This is a genomic window from Rhodococcus koreensis, assembly GCF_017068375.1.
GTDB lineage: Bacteria > Actinomycetota > Actinomycetes > Mycobacteriales > Mycobacteriaceae > Rhodococcus_F > Rhodococcus_F koreensis.
Map to the genome: position 1 here is coordinate 2,821,798 of NZ_CP070609.1, position 15,842 is coordinate 2,837,639.

General features: G+C 68.3%; 12 protein-coding genes. 3 read left to right on the forward strand and 9 right to left on the reverse strand.

The window, feature by feature from the left end; translation table 11 throughout:
- Positions 1-27: 27 nt before the first annotated feature.
- On the reverse strand, positions 28-546 hold the full coding sequence (locus JWS14_RS13040; protein ID WP_072946405.1) for a flavin reductase family protein: 519 nt from the start codon (positions 544-546) through the stop codon (positions 28-30).
- Between the two features lie 129 nt (positions 547-675).
- Here JWS14_RS13040 and JWS14_RS13045 point away from each other — a divergent pair, with 129 nt between their 5' ends.
- Entirely contained in the window at positions 676-1,413 is a 738-nt protein-coding gene (locus JWS14_RS13045) for a PadR family transcriptional regulator (protein WP_072946406.1), read from the forward strand.
- Here the strand turns inward: JWS14_RS13045 and JWS14_RS13050 are convergent.
- The 5 genes from JWS14_RS13050 to JWS14_RS13070 form a co-directional block, all read right to left on the reverse strand.
- Positions 1,410-2,363: an alpha/beta hydrolase gene (locus JWS14_RS13050; protein ID WP_206013431.1), complete on the reverse strand. Its 954-nt coding sequence runs from the start codon at positions 2,361-2,363 to the stop codon at positions 1,410-1,412. The genes JWS14_RS13045 and JWS14_RS13050 overlap by 4 nt on opposite strands.
- A gap of 20 nt (positions 2,364-2,383) precedes the next feature.
- Positions 2,384-3,175: an IclR family transcriptional regulator gene (locus JWS14_RS13055; protein WP_072946408.1), complete on the reverse strand. Its 792-nt coding sequence runs from the start codon at positions 3,173-3,175 to the stop codon at positions 2,384-2,386.
- A gap of 171 nt (positions 3,176-3,346) precedes the next feature.
- A complete protein-coding gene (bphC, locus tag JWS14_RS13060) occupies positions 3,347-4,252 on the reverse strand; it encodes a biphenyl-2,3-diol 1,2-dioxygenase (RefSeq protein ID WP_206013432.1) in 906 nt (301 codons plus the stop codon).
- 38 nt (positions 4,253-4,290) lie between these two features.
- Positions 4,291-5,472 (reverse strand): acyl-CoA dehydrogenase family protein, encoded by a 1,182-nt coding sequence (locus JWS14_RS13065; RefSeq protein ID WP_206013433.1) that lies wholly within the window; start codon positions 5,470-5,472, stop codon positions 4,291-4,293.
- 28 nt (positions 5,473-5,500) lie between these two features.
- Positions 5,501-6,661, reverse strand: coding sequence for a 3-ketosteroid-9-alpha-monooxygenase, oxygenase component (locus JWS14_RS13070; RefSeq protein WP_072946411.1), 1,161 nt, complete (start codon positions 6,659-6,661; stop codon positions 5,501-5,503).
- Between the two features lie 227 nt (positions 6,662-6,888).
- Between JWS14_RS13070 and JWS14_RS13075 the strand changes: the two genes are divergently transcribed.
- Entirely contained in the window at positions 6,889-7,395 is a 507-nt protein-coding gene (locus tag JWS14_RS13075; RefSeq protein WP_206013434.1) for a hypothetical protein, read from the forward strand.
- Between the two features lie 72 nt (positions 7,396-7,467).
- Here the strand turns inward: JWS14_RS13075 and JWS14_RS13080 are convergent, their stop codons facing one another.
- The 3 genes from JWS14_RS13080 to JWS14_RS13090 form a co-directional block, all read right to left on the reverse strand.
- The gene (locus JWS14_RS13080) at positions 7,468-9,090 is read right to left on the reverse strand and encodes a flavin-containing monooxygenase (RefSeq protein ID WP_206016000.1); all 1,623 of its coding nucleotides are present in this window, start codon (positions 9,088-9,090) and stop codon (positions 7,468-7,470) included.
- A gap of 155 nt (positions 9,091-9,245) precedes the next feature.
- Complete coding sequence (locus JWS14_RS13085) at positions 9,246-10,028, reverse strand: RsiV family protein (protein ID WP_206013435.1); 783 nt, start codon at positions 10,026-10,028, stop codon at positions 9,246-9,248.
- Positions 10,029-10,057: 29 nt separating this feature from the next.
- On the reverse strand, positions 10,058-14,584 hold the full coding sequence (locus JWS14_RS13090; protein ID WP_206013436.1) for a non-ribosomal peptide synthetase: 4,527 nt from the start codon (positions 14,582-14,584) through the stop codon (positions 10,058-10,060).
- Positions 14,585-14,782: 198 nt separating this feature from the next.
- Here JWS14_RS13090 and JWS14_RS13095 point away from each other — a divergent pair, with 198 nt between their 5' ends.
- Positions 14,783-15,766 (forward strand): LLM class F420-dependent oxidoreductase, encoded by a 984-nt coding sequence (locus tag JWS14_RS13095; RefSeq protein ID WP_072948110.1) that lies wholly within the window; start codon positions 14,783-14,785, stop codon positions 15,764-15,766.
- The last annotated feature ends 76 nt before the right edge of the window (positions 15,767-15,842 follow it).

Consider the following 15,842-nt stretch of genomic DNA (forward strand, 5'->3'; position numbering starts at 1 on the left):
GGCACCGCCGCCGCGCGGGAGACAGAGCTAGGTGGCGGCGGTGAAGATGCCGAGCCCGCCGCGGTACACCAGGAGCGGCGGCACATCCCTGAGCACGTCCAGTCCGGTCACGCGTGCGACGACGATCGTGTGGTCTCCGGCGTCGTGCTCGAATTCGACGGTAGCCTGCACCCGGGCCAGCACTCCGTCCAGCGCCGGGGCGCCGTTGCCGGCGTGCGACCACCCGACTCCGGCGAACTTGTCGGCGCCGCTGGTCGCGAACGTGCCGCAGACGTCCCGCTGATCGTGAGCGAGGACGTTGACGCAGACGTGTTCGCTCGCCCGCAGCCGCGGCCAGCTGGTCGACGTCCGTGCGGGGCTGAACGACACGTACGGCGGGTCCAGCGACAGCGACACGAACGACTGGCATGTGAAGCCGTGCGGATTCTCGCCGTCGTGTGCGGTGATCACCGTGACGCCGGTGCAGAAGTGCCCGAGCACCGACTTGAGGTCGGCAGGGTCAATGCGACGTGCCACCGGCGGCACGGGTTCTTCGGTTCGGGTCATCGTGTCTCCTCGGATCGACGGGTTGCGTTCAGCCTGGCCGCGGCTCCTGCAGGCGGGAAATGCCCCGTCCCGCCCAGCGGCAGGGTTTCACGTGTCCGACCGGCGGCGCACGGTTGATAGGCTCGGGAAATGCCTTCGTCCGACCCCACCCAGAGCTCCGGGTTCGCCGGCCTCCGATCCACGAGCTGGCCGGTGCTCGGCATCCTGTCGTTCGGCGAGGAACTGTCCGGCTACGACCTCAAGAAGTGGGCCTCGTACAGCGTTCGCTTCTTCTACTGGAGCCCGTCGTTCAGTCAGGTGTACTCGGAGCTGAAGAAGCTGGAAGACGTGGGATACGTGACGTCGCGGACAGTCGTGGACGACGAGGCGCGGGTGAAACCCAAGCGCCTGTACAAGATCACGGACGCGGGCATGGCCGTCATGCGCAGCTGGGCGCGGGAGGCGCCGATCGATCCGCCCGTCCTCAAGCACGGCGTGATGCTGCGCATGTGGCTCGGCCATCTCACCGAGCCGGAGCAGCTCAAAGATGCCCTGAAGGAGCATATCTCGTATGTGGAGGGGATGAGCAGGCAGGCCGCACTCGACGCCCGCGATTCCGATGTCGAACCCACGTGGGCATTCGCACACATGGTCAACAAGTGGTCCGAGCGCTACTACGCCGCCGAGAGCGAACTCGCGAAGCAGATGCTCGCCGACATCGACGAGGCCGTCGAGCGGATGCACGGAGAAGGGACGCCGGAACATCCCGGTGTGCCGAAACCCACCGCATCACCGTCGATCCGGCGCTCCCGCGAGGCGCAGCAGGAGTACCAGGCCGCCATGAAGGCGGCGCGGGACTCCGGCGACGAGGCCGAGACGGAGAACTAGTCGGACGGGGTGCGCACGCGTTCGGCCACCAGATTCCGGAGCCGGGGCCACAGCGCCCGGCGTTCGGTCTGCGCCGCGGTCATCGCGTCGATCGTCAGGAATCCGTGGAACACTCCCCGGACCCGCTCGAGCTGTACCGGAACACCGGCGTCGGCGAGCGCCGCGGCGTACTTCTCCCCCTCGTACCGCAGCGGATCGCGTTCGGCGGTGATCACGATTGCGGGTGGGAGCCCGCCGAGGTCCTCGGCCCGGACCGGGGCGGCGTAGGCGGGTACGGCCTCGCGGTGCGTCGGCAGGTACTGATCCCAATACCATTGCATCGCAGCGCGGGTGAGGAAGTGATCCTCCGCGAACTCGTCGTAGGACTCGGTGTCGAAGGCCGGTTCGATGACGGGGTAGATCAGGAGCTGTCCGGCGACGGCAGGGCCCTGCCGGTCTCGGGCCATCAGCGCGGCGACGGCCGCGAGGTTGCCGCCGCTGCTGTCGCCGGCGACGAGCAGACGGTCCGGATCGGCGCCGAACTCGTGGGCGTGCTGCGCGACCCAGCGCGTCGCAGCGTAGGCGTCGTCCGCCGCGGCGGGCCATTGCGATTCCGGGGCCAGGCGGTAGTCGACGGAGACGACGACGGCGCCGATCCCGTTGCACATGGCGCGGCAGAAGCCGTCGTGACTGTCGAGGTCGCAGATCACGAACCCGCCGCCGTGGAAGAAGACGACGACGGGAAGGGGTCCCGCGGAGTTCCCCGCGGGCGAATAGATCCGTACCGCAATCGATCCGGCACCGCCGGGGATCTCCCGGTCGCGCACCTCACCGACCGGTTCGGGGTCGGCGACGGCCTTACGTCCCGCCTTCGTCGCCGCCCGCGCCTGGGCGCCCGTCATGGTTTCCACCCGGGGAAAGTTCTCGTTCAGTCCCCGCAGGATGGTCTCGGCCTGCTCGTCGAGCGGCATTCGTGCTCCTTCGTCCCGCCTCAGGCGGAGTATCGGTCGGCGCGTCCGGCGCCCGGTGTCGCGGTCGACATGTAGTTGCGCCAGGCGCCCTTGGCGGACATGCGAATCGGTGCGGTCAGACGGTGATCGAGCTTGATCTGGCTGCTCGGACCGCACACGGAGATGGCCGCCACCACGTTGTCCTCGGTGCCAACGGGCACCGCAACGCAGCTGACGCCCACGAGATCCTCTTCGCGGTCGTAGGCCGCCCCGCGTTCGCGGGTCTTCTGCAACTCGGCGCGGAACGCGGCCGGTGAGTCGATGCTGAATCGTGTGCTGCGGGGCAGACCGGCCTCGACGACACGGTCGACCACCGACTCGGGCGAATGGGCCAGCAGCACCTTGCCGACGCTCGTGCAGTGCGCGGGCTGGCGGCCGCCGACGCGGGACGGCAGCCCGACGCCGAACCGTCCGGCGATCTTCTCCAGGTAGACGACGTCGATCCCCTCCAGCACCGCGAGGTGCACGGCGTGCCCGGTGAGGCGGTGCAGTTCGTGCAGGAAGGGCAGCGCGGCCCGGTGCAGGCGGTCCTGGTGCACGGCGAGGGACCCGAGTTCGAACAGCCGCATGCCGAGTTCGTAGTCCCGGCCCTCCCGGCGGAGCCACCGCAGCTGGACGAGACGCTCGAGCATTCGGTGCGCGGAGGATCGCGGGAGCCCCGTGCGGCGCACGATCTGCGCGAGCGTGAGCCTGCCCGGGCCGTCGAAGGCGTCGAGGAGAAGGGCGGCGCGATCGAGGCCGGCGGTGGGTGTGGGGCTGAGTGTCGTCGTCATGGGGACCTCCGTAGCGGCGCTGCTCGGTGCGGCGCCGCGTTGTGTGACTGGCGACACTTACTATAAATAGGCATATACCTATTTGCAATAGTGGGTGGCGGAACGGCCCCGAACAGCCGAAAGGCCCGGTGCACGCATCGAGTGGATACGCACACCGGGCCCGGACACCCCTTACATCGCCGCCAGCGGCTCACTCCCCGACCAGTCGTGGCCCCAGTAGCTGTCGGCGGTGATCTCCTCTGCGGAGTAGTACGTCTCGTCCACCTTCATGCCGTCGGTGCCGAACTCGATGTCCCAGCCGCCGGGGGCACGCACGTAGAACGACACCATCTTGTCGTTGGTGTGGCGGCCGAGCGTCGAGGAGACGGAGAACCCGTCCTTGACGACGCGGTCGAGGGCCTGCCCGACGGCGTCGAGCGTGTCGACCTCCACCATGATGTGCACCAGTCCCGGCGCGCCGCCGTGCGGTGCGGGGCAGAGGGCCAGGCTGTGGTGCCGCTCGTTGACGCCCATGAAGCGCACCCGCATCGGCCCGAACTCCGGCGGCGCCGGGATGCGGAACGCGCCGCGGGGCAGGAACCCGAGCACCTCGGTGTAGAAGTCGAACGCCCCGCTGAAATCCATCACCGGCAGCACCACGTGGCCGAGGCCCTGCGCCCCGGTCACGAACTTCGCGCCGAACGGGGTGACCACCGGGCTGTGGTCGAGGACGGCGCCGTGGAAGATCTCGATCGTCGCGCCCGTCGGGTCCTGGAACGTGACGACCTCCTCGACGCGGCGCGCGTCGGCCTCTTCCACCGACAGCGGCTTGACGGCGATGCCCGCGCCCTCGACGGCCTCCTGGACGCGGACCAGGCCCGCATGGTCACGGACCTCCCACCCGATGGTGACCACCTCGTCCGACTCGCCCGGCACGATCACGATGCGGGCAGCGCGCTCGTCCATGCGGAGGTAGAGGGCGTCCTCGTCCGGTCCCGAACCCTCGGCGAATCCGAGGACGTCGAACGCGAACGTGCGCCAGCGCTCCAGGTCGTTGGTCTGGATCTTGACGTAGCCCAGGCCCTTGATGTCTGTCATGTGTTGTCCTTCTGCTGTTTTCGAGATGGCGACGGCGGTCAGATCATCGACTTGAGGTTGTCGGCCGGGTCGAGGCCGAGCGAGCTGAGCGCCGATGCGTGGTACACGGTGCTCGGCACGTGGATCGCGTGCGCGAGGCCGGCGTGCGCGTCCCGCCAGTACCGCTGCAGGGGCTTGTCCATGCGCAGCGCGTTGCCGCCGGAGCGGGCGAAGATCTGGTCGACGGCGGTGACCGCCCGCCACGCGGCCCGCACCTGGGTCCGGCGTCCGGCGGCGCGGTCCTCGAACGTGACCTCCCTGCCCGACTCGACGAGATCCCAGATCCTGTCGACGTTGGCGAGCAGTTCCTGGCGGGCGGCGTTGATGTCGGCCGCCGCCTCGCCGACGGCGAACAGCACGTACGGGTCGTCCTTGATCGCGGTGCCCTGCGCGCCGACGCGGTCGCGCTGGTAGTCGAGGTGGGCGGCCAGGGCGCCCTCGGCGATTCCCACCACGGCGGAGGAGATTCCGAGCGGGAACATCGTCGACCACGGCATGTTGTACAGCGTCTCGGTGCGCCCGAACTTCTGCACCGCGGTGCCGTTCATGACCTCGTCGGCGTCCATCACCCGGTAGTCGGGGACGAAGGCGTTCCGGACGATGATGTCCTTGGACCCGGTGCCCTTGAGCCCGACGACGTTCCACGAGTCCTCGACGATCTCATAGTCGCTGCGCGGCAGGATCATGTGCAGCATCTTCGGCGGCAGCGCCATGGCGCCGTCCTTGTCGCCGAGCATGGCGCCGAGGAAGATCCAGTCGCAGTGATCGGTGCCCGAGGAGAACTGCCAGCGGCCGCTGAAGAGGTAGCCGCCGTCGACTGGGGTCGCGATCCCGGTCGGCGCGTACGGCGAGGCCATCCAGGTGTCGTTGTCGGCCGCCCACACCTCGTCCTGCACCTTCGGGTCGGCGAATGCCAGCTGCCAGGGGTGCACTCCGACGATGCCGCACACCCATCCCGTTGCCGGATCGAGGGAGGCCGCGGCCATCACCGTCTCCGCGAACTCGCGCGGGTGAGCCTCGTGGCCGCCGTACTTGCCGGGCTGAAGCAGCTTGATCGGTCCGGCCTCGCGGAGTTTCTTCGCCGTGTCGTCTGGCAGCCTGCCGATCCGCTCGGCCTCCGGCGCCTGATCGCGGAGCTGATCCGCGATCGCCATGATGTTGTCGAGAACCTCGTGGGTCATCTGTCGTGTCCTTCTTTTGCGAGCGGGCTCAGGCGTTGGTGTCGAGCGGCACGACGCCGTTGGCGAGGTTGTCGGCAACCTCCGCCTCCCAGCTCTGCACCGCCCTGGTGGTGTCGATCTCGAATTCGAAGCGCTTCGTCATGTCTTCGGTGATGTCCTCGACGTCGACGTAGAACTGCTGGTACCAGCGGCGCAGCTGGTACACCGGCCCGTCCTCCTCCGACAGCAGCGGGTTGTCGATGCGCGACTTGTTCAGCCAGATGTCGACGTCCTGCTTGAACCCGAGCTCCACGCCCTCCGCGAACTGGGCCGCCATACCGTTCGCCACCTCGTCCGACAGCCCCTCGGGCTTCTTCACCATGGCGCCCCACTGCAGGACGAATGAATCGGCGCTGACCGGGTAGTGGCAGTTGATCAGCACCGTCTCGATCATCATGCCGTTCGCCTCGCTCCACAGCTTGTCGATCATGTAGGACGGGCCGAAGTACGACGCGTCCGAGCGCAGCGTCGAATTGGGGTCGTCGTAGCTGGTGCCCACCGAGATGTCGTGGCGGGGCGTCGACTGCATGTACTGGGTGGCCACGTGCCCCTCGAACACGTTCTTGAAGTAGCGCGGGAACGAGAAGTGGACGTAGTAGAAGTGCGCCATGTCGACCACGTTGTCGACGATCTCGCGGCAGTGCGAACCCTCGACGAGCAGCGAATTCCAGGTCCAGTCGGTCCATTCCGAAGAACCGAATCCCTCGATCTCGGGAATCGTCACGTCGGCGGGCGGCGGGTTGCCCTGCGGGTCGTTCCAGACGTAGAGCTGGCCGTTGCGCTCGATGGTCGTCCAGGCCCGGGTCCGCGCCAGCGGCGGGACGCGCCGCGCATACGGGATTCCCGTGCACTTGCCGTTGCCGCCCCAGCGCCAGTCGTGGAACGGGCAGGCGATGGAGTCGCCCTTCACGGTGCCGTGCGCCAGGTTGCCACCCATGTGGCGGCAGTAGGCGTCGAGCACGCTCAGGGTGCCGTCCGACGTCTCGAACACCACCAGCGACGTGCCGAACGCATCGATCTGATGCGGGGCGCCGTCCCTGAAGGTCTTCGCCAGACCCAGGCAATGCCACCCGCGCGCGAAACGCGTTGGTGCCGATCCCACTTCGATCATCCGGACTTCGTCGCCGTCAACGGCACTGTTGCGCGCCATGTCTACCTCCGCCTCGCTGTACGTCAAGAACACCCTCGGGGTGTGGTGTAGCTCATAGTCGGCGCACGCGGTCCGTTCCGGTACCCGACTCTCCCACTCAGCGAGAGGCTTTCGTATCCACGCATCGCGGCAGAACTTCCGCGTCCCGATCACAGGGACCCACACCCCCCGTTTCCCCGCCGCGGCGACTACCGTGCGGATCACATACCCGGAAATTGGGAGGACCGATGGCCGCACTCATCTCTTCGCAGCCGCACACAGCAGAGATTCGCCGGCTGTGCGCCGACGCCGTCCCGAGCGGGGTGATCGTCGCACCCCAGCCGGGGGCGGCCGTCGAGCAGGACTTCCTCCTCCTGCGACCGCGCCGGACGCCGGACGACGCGCTGACGGCACAGGTCCGCAGGGTGGGCGACCACGACCTGCTGGTCCGCTTCCACAACCGCGACGAGCAGTTGGTCTTCGAATTCTGGACGAACAGCTTCACCGGCGCCTCGACACAGGACGACCGGTCGGCAGAACTGCTCGAGCGCCACTGCGCCGAGCAGTTTCCCGGGACGCTCCGCAGGTTCCGCACCCGCATCCGGCGGGCCGTGCCGTCCGGGGCCGAATTCACGTCTTCGCTGCAGCAGACGTACGTCCAGGACGGCGTGCGCATGACCGACGTCACCGTCACCTGCACGCTCGACGGCGACGTGCTCGCCCGGGCCTGGGCCACGTACGCGCTGCCCGACTGAACTGCTCCTTTTTCCCACCAATTGGTCAGCCGCGCAGGTAATTGCCTGCGCGGCTGACCAATATCTGGGCAACTACCCCACCGGGTCTGCCAGCCGCGTCCGGGACCGGCTGAACTCGAACCCGCGGAACCCCTCCTCCGCGACGTCCGCGCAGATCCGCCCATACGCGCCGAAGCCCCCGATGTACGGCATGAACACGCGGGGTTTGCCCGGAATGTTGGCGCCCATGTACCAGGAGTTCGCCAGCGGGAACAGGGTCTGCGCGGCAAGCTCGCGGCAGTGCTCCACCCACTGCTCGGTGGCCGGGACCGACGCCTCGACCGCGTCGTAGTCCTTCTCCCACAGGTGCTCGATGCAGTCCGCGATCCAGTCGACGTGCTGCTCGGCGCCGAGCACCATGTTCGCCAGCACCGACGGGCTGCCCGGCCCCGTCACGACGAACAGGTTCGGAAATCCCGGAACACCCAGACCGAGATAGGTTTTCGGTCCCTCACTCCAGTACTCGGCGAGGGACACGCCGTCCCGGCCGACGATCCGCATGCGGTCGAGGGCTCCGGTCATGGCGTCGAATCCGGTGGCGAACACCAGCGTGTCGAGGCCGTAGTCGGCGTCGGCGGTGGTGATCCCCGACGGGGTGATCGACTCGATCGGCGCCGCCTTGAGATCCACCAGGGTGACGTTCGGCCGGTTGTACGTTTCGAAATAGTGGGTGTCGGTGACGATCCGCTTGGTCCCGATGGGGTGATCGTTCGGGATCAGCTTGTCCGCGACCGCGGGGTCGTCGACGAGGCGGCGGATCTTGTTCTCCGCGAACTCCCGCGCGGTCGCGTTCGCGGCCTCGGTCTTCGTCTGGTCCGGAAAGGTTTTCGCGAACAGCACCCCGCCGAGTTTCCATCGCGTCTCGTAGGCGTCGCGGCGTTCCTCCTCGGACACCTCCAGCGCCGACTTCGGGTGCGCGTTGTACGGCGACCCGCCGCCGCTCTCCCGCGACAGCCGCCTGCGCTCGTCGTATCCCGCCTTGATCGCGCGCCGCATCTCGTCGTCCCACATCTCGTTGCCCGCGGGGACGCTGTAATTGGCGCTGCGCTGGAACACGTACAGGTGATCCGCCTGCTCGGCGATGACGGGAATCGACTGGATGCCCGAGGAACCGGTGCCGATGATCCCGACCCGGCGGCCGGTGAAGTCGACCCCCTCGTGCGGCCAGTGGCCGGTGTGATGCGTATCGCCGGTGAAGGATTCGCGTCCCGGGATGTTCGGCATGTTCGCGGTGGACAAGGCACCGGTCGCGAAGACGCAGTACCGGGCGGTCAGGACGTCGCCGCGGTCGGTGCGCACCTCCCACCGCAGCGTGTCCTCGTCCAGTTCCGCGGACGTCACGCGGGTGCCGAACAGGAAACGGTCGCGGAGGTCGAACCGGTCCGCGACGTGATCGATGTACGCCAGGATCTCGGGCTGGGTGGCGTACTTCTCGCTCCAGTCCCACTCCTGCTCGAGTTCCCGCGAGAACGAGTACGAGTAGTCGACGCTTTCCACGTCGCACCGGGCGCCGGGGTAGCGGTTCCAGAACCACGTTCCGCCGACGCCGTCCGCGGCCTCGACACCCTGGACCGTCAGACCCAGGCTCCGCAGTTTGTGGACGGCGTACAGACCCGCGAATCCCGCGCCGACGACGACCGCGTCCACGTCGCCGATCCGATTCGCCCGAGCATCAACTTCGGTGCGTGCACTCACGGGCGCGCTCCTCTCCCATTCGACAGACACATTTCGGCAGCAAGGCCTGTCTGGGACGGTAGGTCGGAGCACCCGGGCAGCTACAGGTTCGTTCCCGGTGAGCGGTCGGGCGGCGGCTAACTCGATACGACGGGAGCCAGTTCGGGGTCGATCACGTCCGCGAGGTCGTCCCACGGCACGGTGACGGTGACGAGCCCGATGGCGTGCGGTCCCACCTGGTAGTCGTTGAAGTGGATCTCCATGCCCGCCGGGGTGGCCAGCCAGTTGGCGAAGTTCGCCTCGGTCGGCTCGATGCCCGATCGCTCGAAGTCCGGTCCGGCGACCGTCTCGGGGAGGAGGCGCTCGGAACTGTCCGACAGCGCCTGCAGCCCGGCAGGCAGGTCGGGGAAGAGGTCGCCGAGCGTGATCGGTGCGGACGTGTCGGCATTCACCACCACCGTCGCGACGATCGGCGTGGGATGCGCCCCGGGCGGATCGGCGTTCCAGGACGTCACGAGCAGCCCGCTGATCACGTGCTCACCGATGTGCGCCACGCTGTGTTCCTGGCTGCTCAGTGTGAACGCGTCGGTGCCCCAGCCGTCGATCTGGTCCTGGAGCGCGGCGCGCATCGATTCGTTGAACTCGGCGGTGACCGCCGGGTCGCCGCCCTCGATCTGCGGGATGAGCACGTCGTAGCGGACGCGTCCGGTGGAACCGGTGACCTGCAGTTCGGACTCCGTGTAGGGCACCCCCGCGGGTGTCGCCGGACCGGTCGCCGGGTCGGTCGTGGACGGACCCGCGTCGGACGCGGTCGACGGCTCGCTCACCGCCGTGCCCGACGGGTCGGAGCAGGCGGCGGGCGCGAGGAGCACCGCGCCACCGAGCAATGACACCAGAATCGATCTCCGGAAGCCTCTCATCAGGCATCTCTACCACGTCCGATGCCCGGTCACCTACCGATCGGGTCGACGACGGTGTGCAGCAGGTCGACGAAACCCTGTGCGGTGGATGCATCGTAGAGGTCGGCGGAATACACCAGTTCGGCGTCGATTCCGGCGGGCCTCCCGTCGACGTCGTGACGTTCGGTGAAGTGGAAGTGCAGATCGCACTTGGCGATGTCGAGCGGACGCGGAGTGACCTCGAAGTCGAGCCCGGACACGTTCAGGGCGGCGGGAGCGAAGTTGTTCAGCGACAGCGCAACCTGGAACAGCGGGTGCAGGGAGGGCGACCGGGGCGGGTCGAGTACCTGCACGAGTCGTTCGAACTGCACATCGGCATTCGCCAGAGCGCGAAGCTCCACGCCGCGGGATCCTTCGACGATGTCGCACAGCGTCATGCTCGGGTCGACCCGGGTACGCAGAACCAGCGTGTTGACGAACATGCCCACCACGTCGTCGAGCGCCGGGTCTCCCCGACCCGCGATCGGAGTGCCGATCGCGATGTCGGGATCTCCGCTGAGGCGGGCGAGCAGGATCGCCACTGCCGCCCTGAGCGCCGTGAACAGGCTGGCATGATGCTCGTGCGCGGTGGCCAGCAGGCCTCGATGCGCATGCTCGTCGAGCGAGAACGGAAGCCGCCCCGCCCGGTAGGTCCACCGCTCCGGCCGGGGGCGATCGGTGGGCAGCGCAAGCTCCCCGCGCAGCCCCGACAGTTCCTTCGCCCAGTGGGCGATCTGCTTCGACGCGACACTCGCCGGGTCGTCCTCGTCGCCCAGCAGCGCCCGCCGCCACACGGTGTAGTCCGCGTACGTCGCGGTCGGCGGCTCCCAGCCGGGCGCCCCGCCCGCAGACCGGGCACCGTAGGCGTCCGCGAGATCCCGTGCCAGCGGCGCGAGCGACCAGCCGTCCGCGGCGATGTGGTGGACGACGCACGCCAGCAGGTGGTCTCGGTCGCCGAGCCGGAACAGCCGGGCGCGCAGCGGCGGGTCCCGCCGCACGTCGAATCCGGCGGACAGCAGGTTCGACGTCCGGGCTTCCGCTTCCGCCGCGCCGATCACCACCGGCCTGAGGTCGGGCATCGCGTCGGCCACGTCGAGCACGTACTGGTACGGCCCCGACGGCGAGTCGGGGAACACGGTCCTCAGTGACCGGTGCCTGCCGAGGACGTCCGCCATCGCCGAGCGCAGGGCATCGACGTCGAATTCGCCGCGCACGCGCACGGTGAAGGGGATGTTGTGGAGAGCGGGTTCCACGACGGTGCGGTCGATGAAGACTTGTGACGGGGACAGCGGCACGAGGGCGGGCAGCGGTGTGGCACCCAGCTTCGGTCCGCGCTGCGGGCGGATGGCCGGCGAGTGTGCGCAGGCCTCCGCGACCGTCACTGCCAGTGCAGCGACCGTCGGTGCGTCGAAGAGGTCGCGCACACCCATGCTTGTGCCGAGCTCGGCGTTGATCCGCGCGACCACCCTGATCGCCGACAGCGAGTCGCCGCTGAGGTCGAAGAACGAATCGTCGGCGCCTACTGCGTCCACACCGAGAACCTGGGCGAACACTCGCGCGACCCGACGCTCGGCCGGCGTCTCGGGGTCACGATGAGGCACCGAGTCCGAGCCGAACTCCGGCAGCGGCAGCGCTGCCCGGTCGAGTTTCCCCGTCGGTGTCAACGGGATCGAATTCAGAAGCATGATCGATTTCGGAACCATGTAGTCGGGCAGGAATCGTGCCAGCTGCGCTGTCAGCATGTCACGATCGATCGAGGCGTCCGGCTCGGCCATGATGTAGGACACCAGGTTCGGGTTTCCGGCCGAGGTCCGGTGCAGCACCGTCGCCGCGAACGTGACGCCCGGTTGCGCGGTCAGCGTGGCGTCGATCTCGCCGAGCTCGACACGGAATCCGCGGATCTTGATCTGGTCGTCCGCCCTGTCCAGGAACTCGAGTGTCCCGGTCGCCGTCCACCGGACGACGTCCCCGGTGCGGAACATCCGGGATCCTCGGCGGCCGAACGGGTTGGCCACGAACCGTGCGGCGGTCAGACCGTGGCGCCGGTGATAGCCCCGTGCGAGTGCCGAGGTGGCGAGGTAGAGCTCACCGACGGCGCCCACAGGAAGCGGACGCAGGCGGTGATCCAGAACCACCGCGTCCACGCCGCGCATCAGGGAGCCGATCGTCAGTCGCGCGTCCGGTGAGATCGGATCGGTGAGGGTGACGCTGCACGTCGTCTCCGTCGGACCGTACGCGTTGCGCATGTCCTGTCTGCCGGCCCACCGCCGCACCAACTCCTGCGGGCACGCTTCCCCTCCGACCAGCACCAACTCCAGGTCGTTCGTCGCGCCGGGGTCGATCGCGGCCAGTGCGGACGGCGTCGTCAGGAGGTGCGTGACGTGTTCGTCGCGCAACAGTCGCGACAGCTCGTCACCGCCGAACACGCCGGGCGGGGTCACGACGAGCGTCGCGCCGCCGATACAGGCCGCGAGTACTTCGACCAGCGCCGTGTCGAAACTCGGTGAGGCGAAATGCAGGACACGAGAACGCGAGGACACCGCGTACTTGTCCCGGATCTCCTGTGCCAGGTTGGCGAGACCCCGGTGGGTGACGACGACCCCCTTCGGTGTTCCGGTCGAGCCGGACGTGTAGATCAGATACGCGGGATGATCCACGAGCAGCGGACGGGTCCGTTCCGCATCGGGGAGGGTTTCTTCACAGAGGCTGTCGAGGTCGTCGATATCGGCGGTCAGCCATGCGACGGTGCCGGGCAGCCGGGACCGCTCCGAGCGGACGGTCAGCCCGACCGTCGCGCCGCAATCGTCCAGGGTGTACGCGATGCGAGCGCTCGGGTGTGAGGGGTCGATCGGGACATAGGCCGCGCCGGCCTTCGCGACCGCCCACAGCGCCAGCACCGACTCGATCGACCGTGGGATGGAGACCGCGACGACGTCCTCGGGTCCGATGCCCCGAACTGCCAGAAGGCGGGCCAACCGGGTGGCGAGTCGGTCCAGGTCGCCGTAGGACAGTGTGCGTCCCCGGTCGGTGATCGCAATCGCCGCCCGGTCGTTCGCGACGGTTCCCGTCAGGAGACGGTCGAGCGTGACGGCGTCCGTATCCGGACGACCCCGCGCGGGAGCGAATTCCGCGCGTTCGCCCGCGAAGAAGACGTCGAGATCGGCAACCGGTGCATCCGACTCGGCCGATGCGATGAAGCGGTCGAGGAACGCGAGGAAACGCGAGTGGTGTCCGGTCAGTTCGGCGTCGTCGTACAGTGCCGGGTTTCCCTCGAAGTCGATCCGGGGGGCACTGCCCTCGGCCCCGGGATAGATGTTGACGGCGAGGTCCGCGACGGGACCGGTGGTGAGTACCCGGACCGTCCCGTGCACGGCGCCCAGCGTGATCTCCTTGGTGAACATCATGACGTTGACCACCGGCCCGAAATGCAGGAGTTCGACCCCACCCGAGGCGAGGTCCCGGCCGATGTCCTCGCGGCGGTAGCGTTGACGGCGCAGTGCCGCCGTCAACGCCGCCTCCGCGGTTCCGACCGCACGACTCACGGTGGCAGAGCCGATTCCGTTCAACCGCAACGGGATCACATTGGAGACCGAGCCGCCGGCATGCCTGAGGCAGGCCGTCGTCCGCGCCGACACGGGCAGGGACAGGACCACGTCGTCGGCGCCGGTCATCCTGGCGAGATAGGACGCGAAGGCGGCGACGGTCACGGCCGTCGGATTCCGCACACCGCCGCTCGCAGGCGTGTGCCCGGTCGCTGTCCGGGCGTCGACCTCCGGTCGCGCGGCGCGGCCGCTCAGGCTGAGGACCGAAGCCGGCCCGCTGCCCTGTTCTCGCCAATAGTCGCGGTCGCGGGCGAACCGGGTGGAGGCGCGGTAGGTCGCGTCTTCCCGCACGAGACGTTCCGGTCCCTCGATCCGGCAACCCGGGGGCTCTCTGCCCTCGACCGCGGCGACGTACAGTTCGGCCGTGCGGCTCATCAGCATCATCGCGGCGTACCCGTCCGACACGATGTGGTGAGCGCGGGAATACCAGTAGTAGTGATCGTCGCCCAGCCGCAGAATGTGCGAGACCAGGAGCGGACCGTCGTACATGTCGGTGCGTGCGGTCCGGTCGTTCCGCATCCAGCGGTGCGCTGCTTCGACGGGATCGTCCTCGCCGCGCAGGTCGGTGGTCGGCACCCGATCGTCGACGGTCGGATCCACGACCTGATGCGGCTGTCCGTCGATGTCCACCAGGCGCACCGATCCCCAGCCGAATTCGCGGTTCGCGCGACGGGTGGCGTCGCGGAGAGCATCCAGTTCGACCGGCCCGTTCAGCTCGACGTAGTGGGCGATGACGTACGGGACCTCCGGCGTGAGCTGTTGCGCGAACCAGATGGATCGCTGCGCTGCGGTCAGCGGAAAGGCGCCGACGGTCGAACGCGTCGGCTGCGCGAGTGGACGTTCCAGGACGGCCACGTGCGGCCGGACGGGCGTAGGCCTCTCCGGGCAGGCGCATGCCGTGCCACCGGATTGCTGCGAATCGAAATACATGTTCAACTCCCCCCTCGGGCTCTGCTCTGCCTACTCCGCCTCCCCACCGCGCAGAATTGTCGCGGATGGCGGATCGGCGACGGATACGGCACCACCGTCAGCGTGCACCACCCACAGGTGGCGTAACAGGGACCCCAGGGTGATCACTTCCTACCCTCGAAATAAAAGAGGTGCCCCAGCCGGCATCCGAGTAGCGTCGATCGGGTGACTATTCGCCTTGGATACCAGATGCCGAATTTCAGTTACTCCACCCCGGTCGCGGACCTGTTTCCGACCGTGATCGCACAGGCCCGTGAGGCCGAATCCGCGGGCTTCGACACCGCATTCGTGATGGATCACTTCTATCAGCTGCCCGGCCTCGGTGAGCCCGACGAACCGATGCTCGAGGCGTACACCGCGCTCGGCGCCCTCGCCACGGCCACCGAGAACATTCAGCTGTCCGCCCTCGTCACCGGCAACACGTACCGCAACCCACCCATGCTCGCGAAGGCGGTGACCACCCTGGACGTCGCCAGCGGCGGACGCGCCGTCCTCGGGATCGGGGCCGGCTGGTTCGAACTCGAGCATCAGCAGTACGGCTACGAGTTCGGCACGTTCACCGACCGGTTCGAACGGCTCGACGAGGCGCTGCAGATCATCGCGCCGATGCTGCACGGTCAGCGCCCGACGTTCGACGGCAAGTGGTACCACGTCGAGAACGCGATCAACGAGCCGCGGATCCGCGACGACCTGCCGATCATGCTCGGTGGTGGCGGGGAGAAGAAGACGTTCGGTCTCGCCGCCCGGTTCGCCGATCACCTGAACATCATCTGCAACGCGAGCGAGTTGCCGCGCAAGCTCGAAGCCCTCGACGCGCGCTGTTCGGAGATCGGCCGCGACCGGTCCACGCTGGAGACCAGCTATCTGGCCTTCGTCATCATCGACGAGGACGGCGACCGCGCCCGCCAACTCCAGCACGAGTTCCTGCTCGCGCGGGGCGTCGACCTGTCGAAGGCGTCGGACGAGGAACGCGCCGCCGCCACCGACCGGCAGTTCTGCGGCGCCCCCGACGAGGTGGCCGAGCAGCTGAAGACCCGGGTCCTCGATCCGGGAATCGACGGCGTCGTCCTCAATCTCGTCGCCAACGGGCACGAACCCGGCATCGTGGAACTCACCGGCCGCACGTTGCGACCACTCGTCGAGGCCTGACACCGGCCAGGAATACGCGCACTGCCTCCGCGGTTGTACCCGGAGGTAGTGCGCGAGGCTAACCTCTCGCACCTCG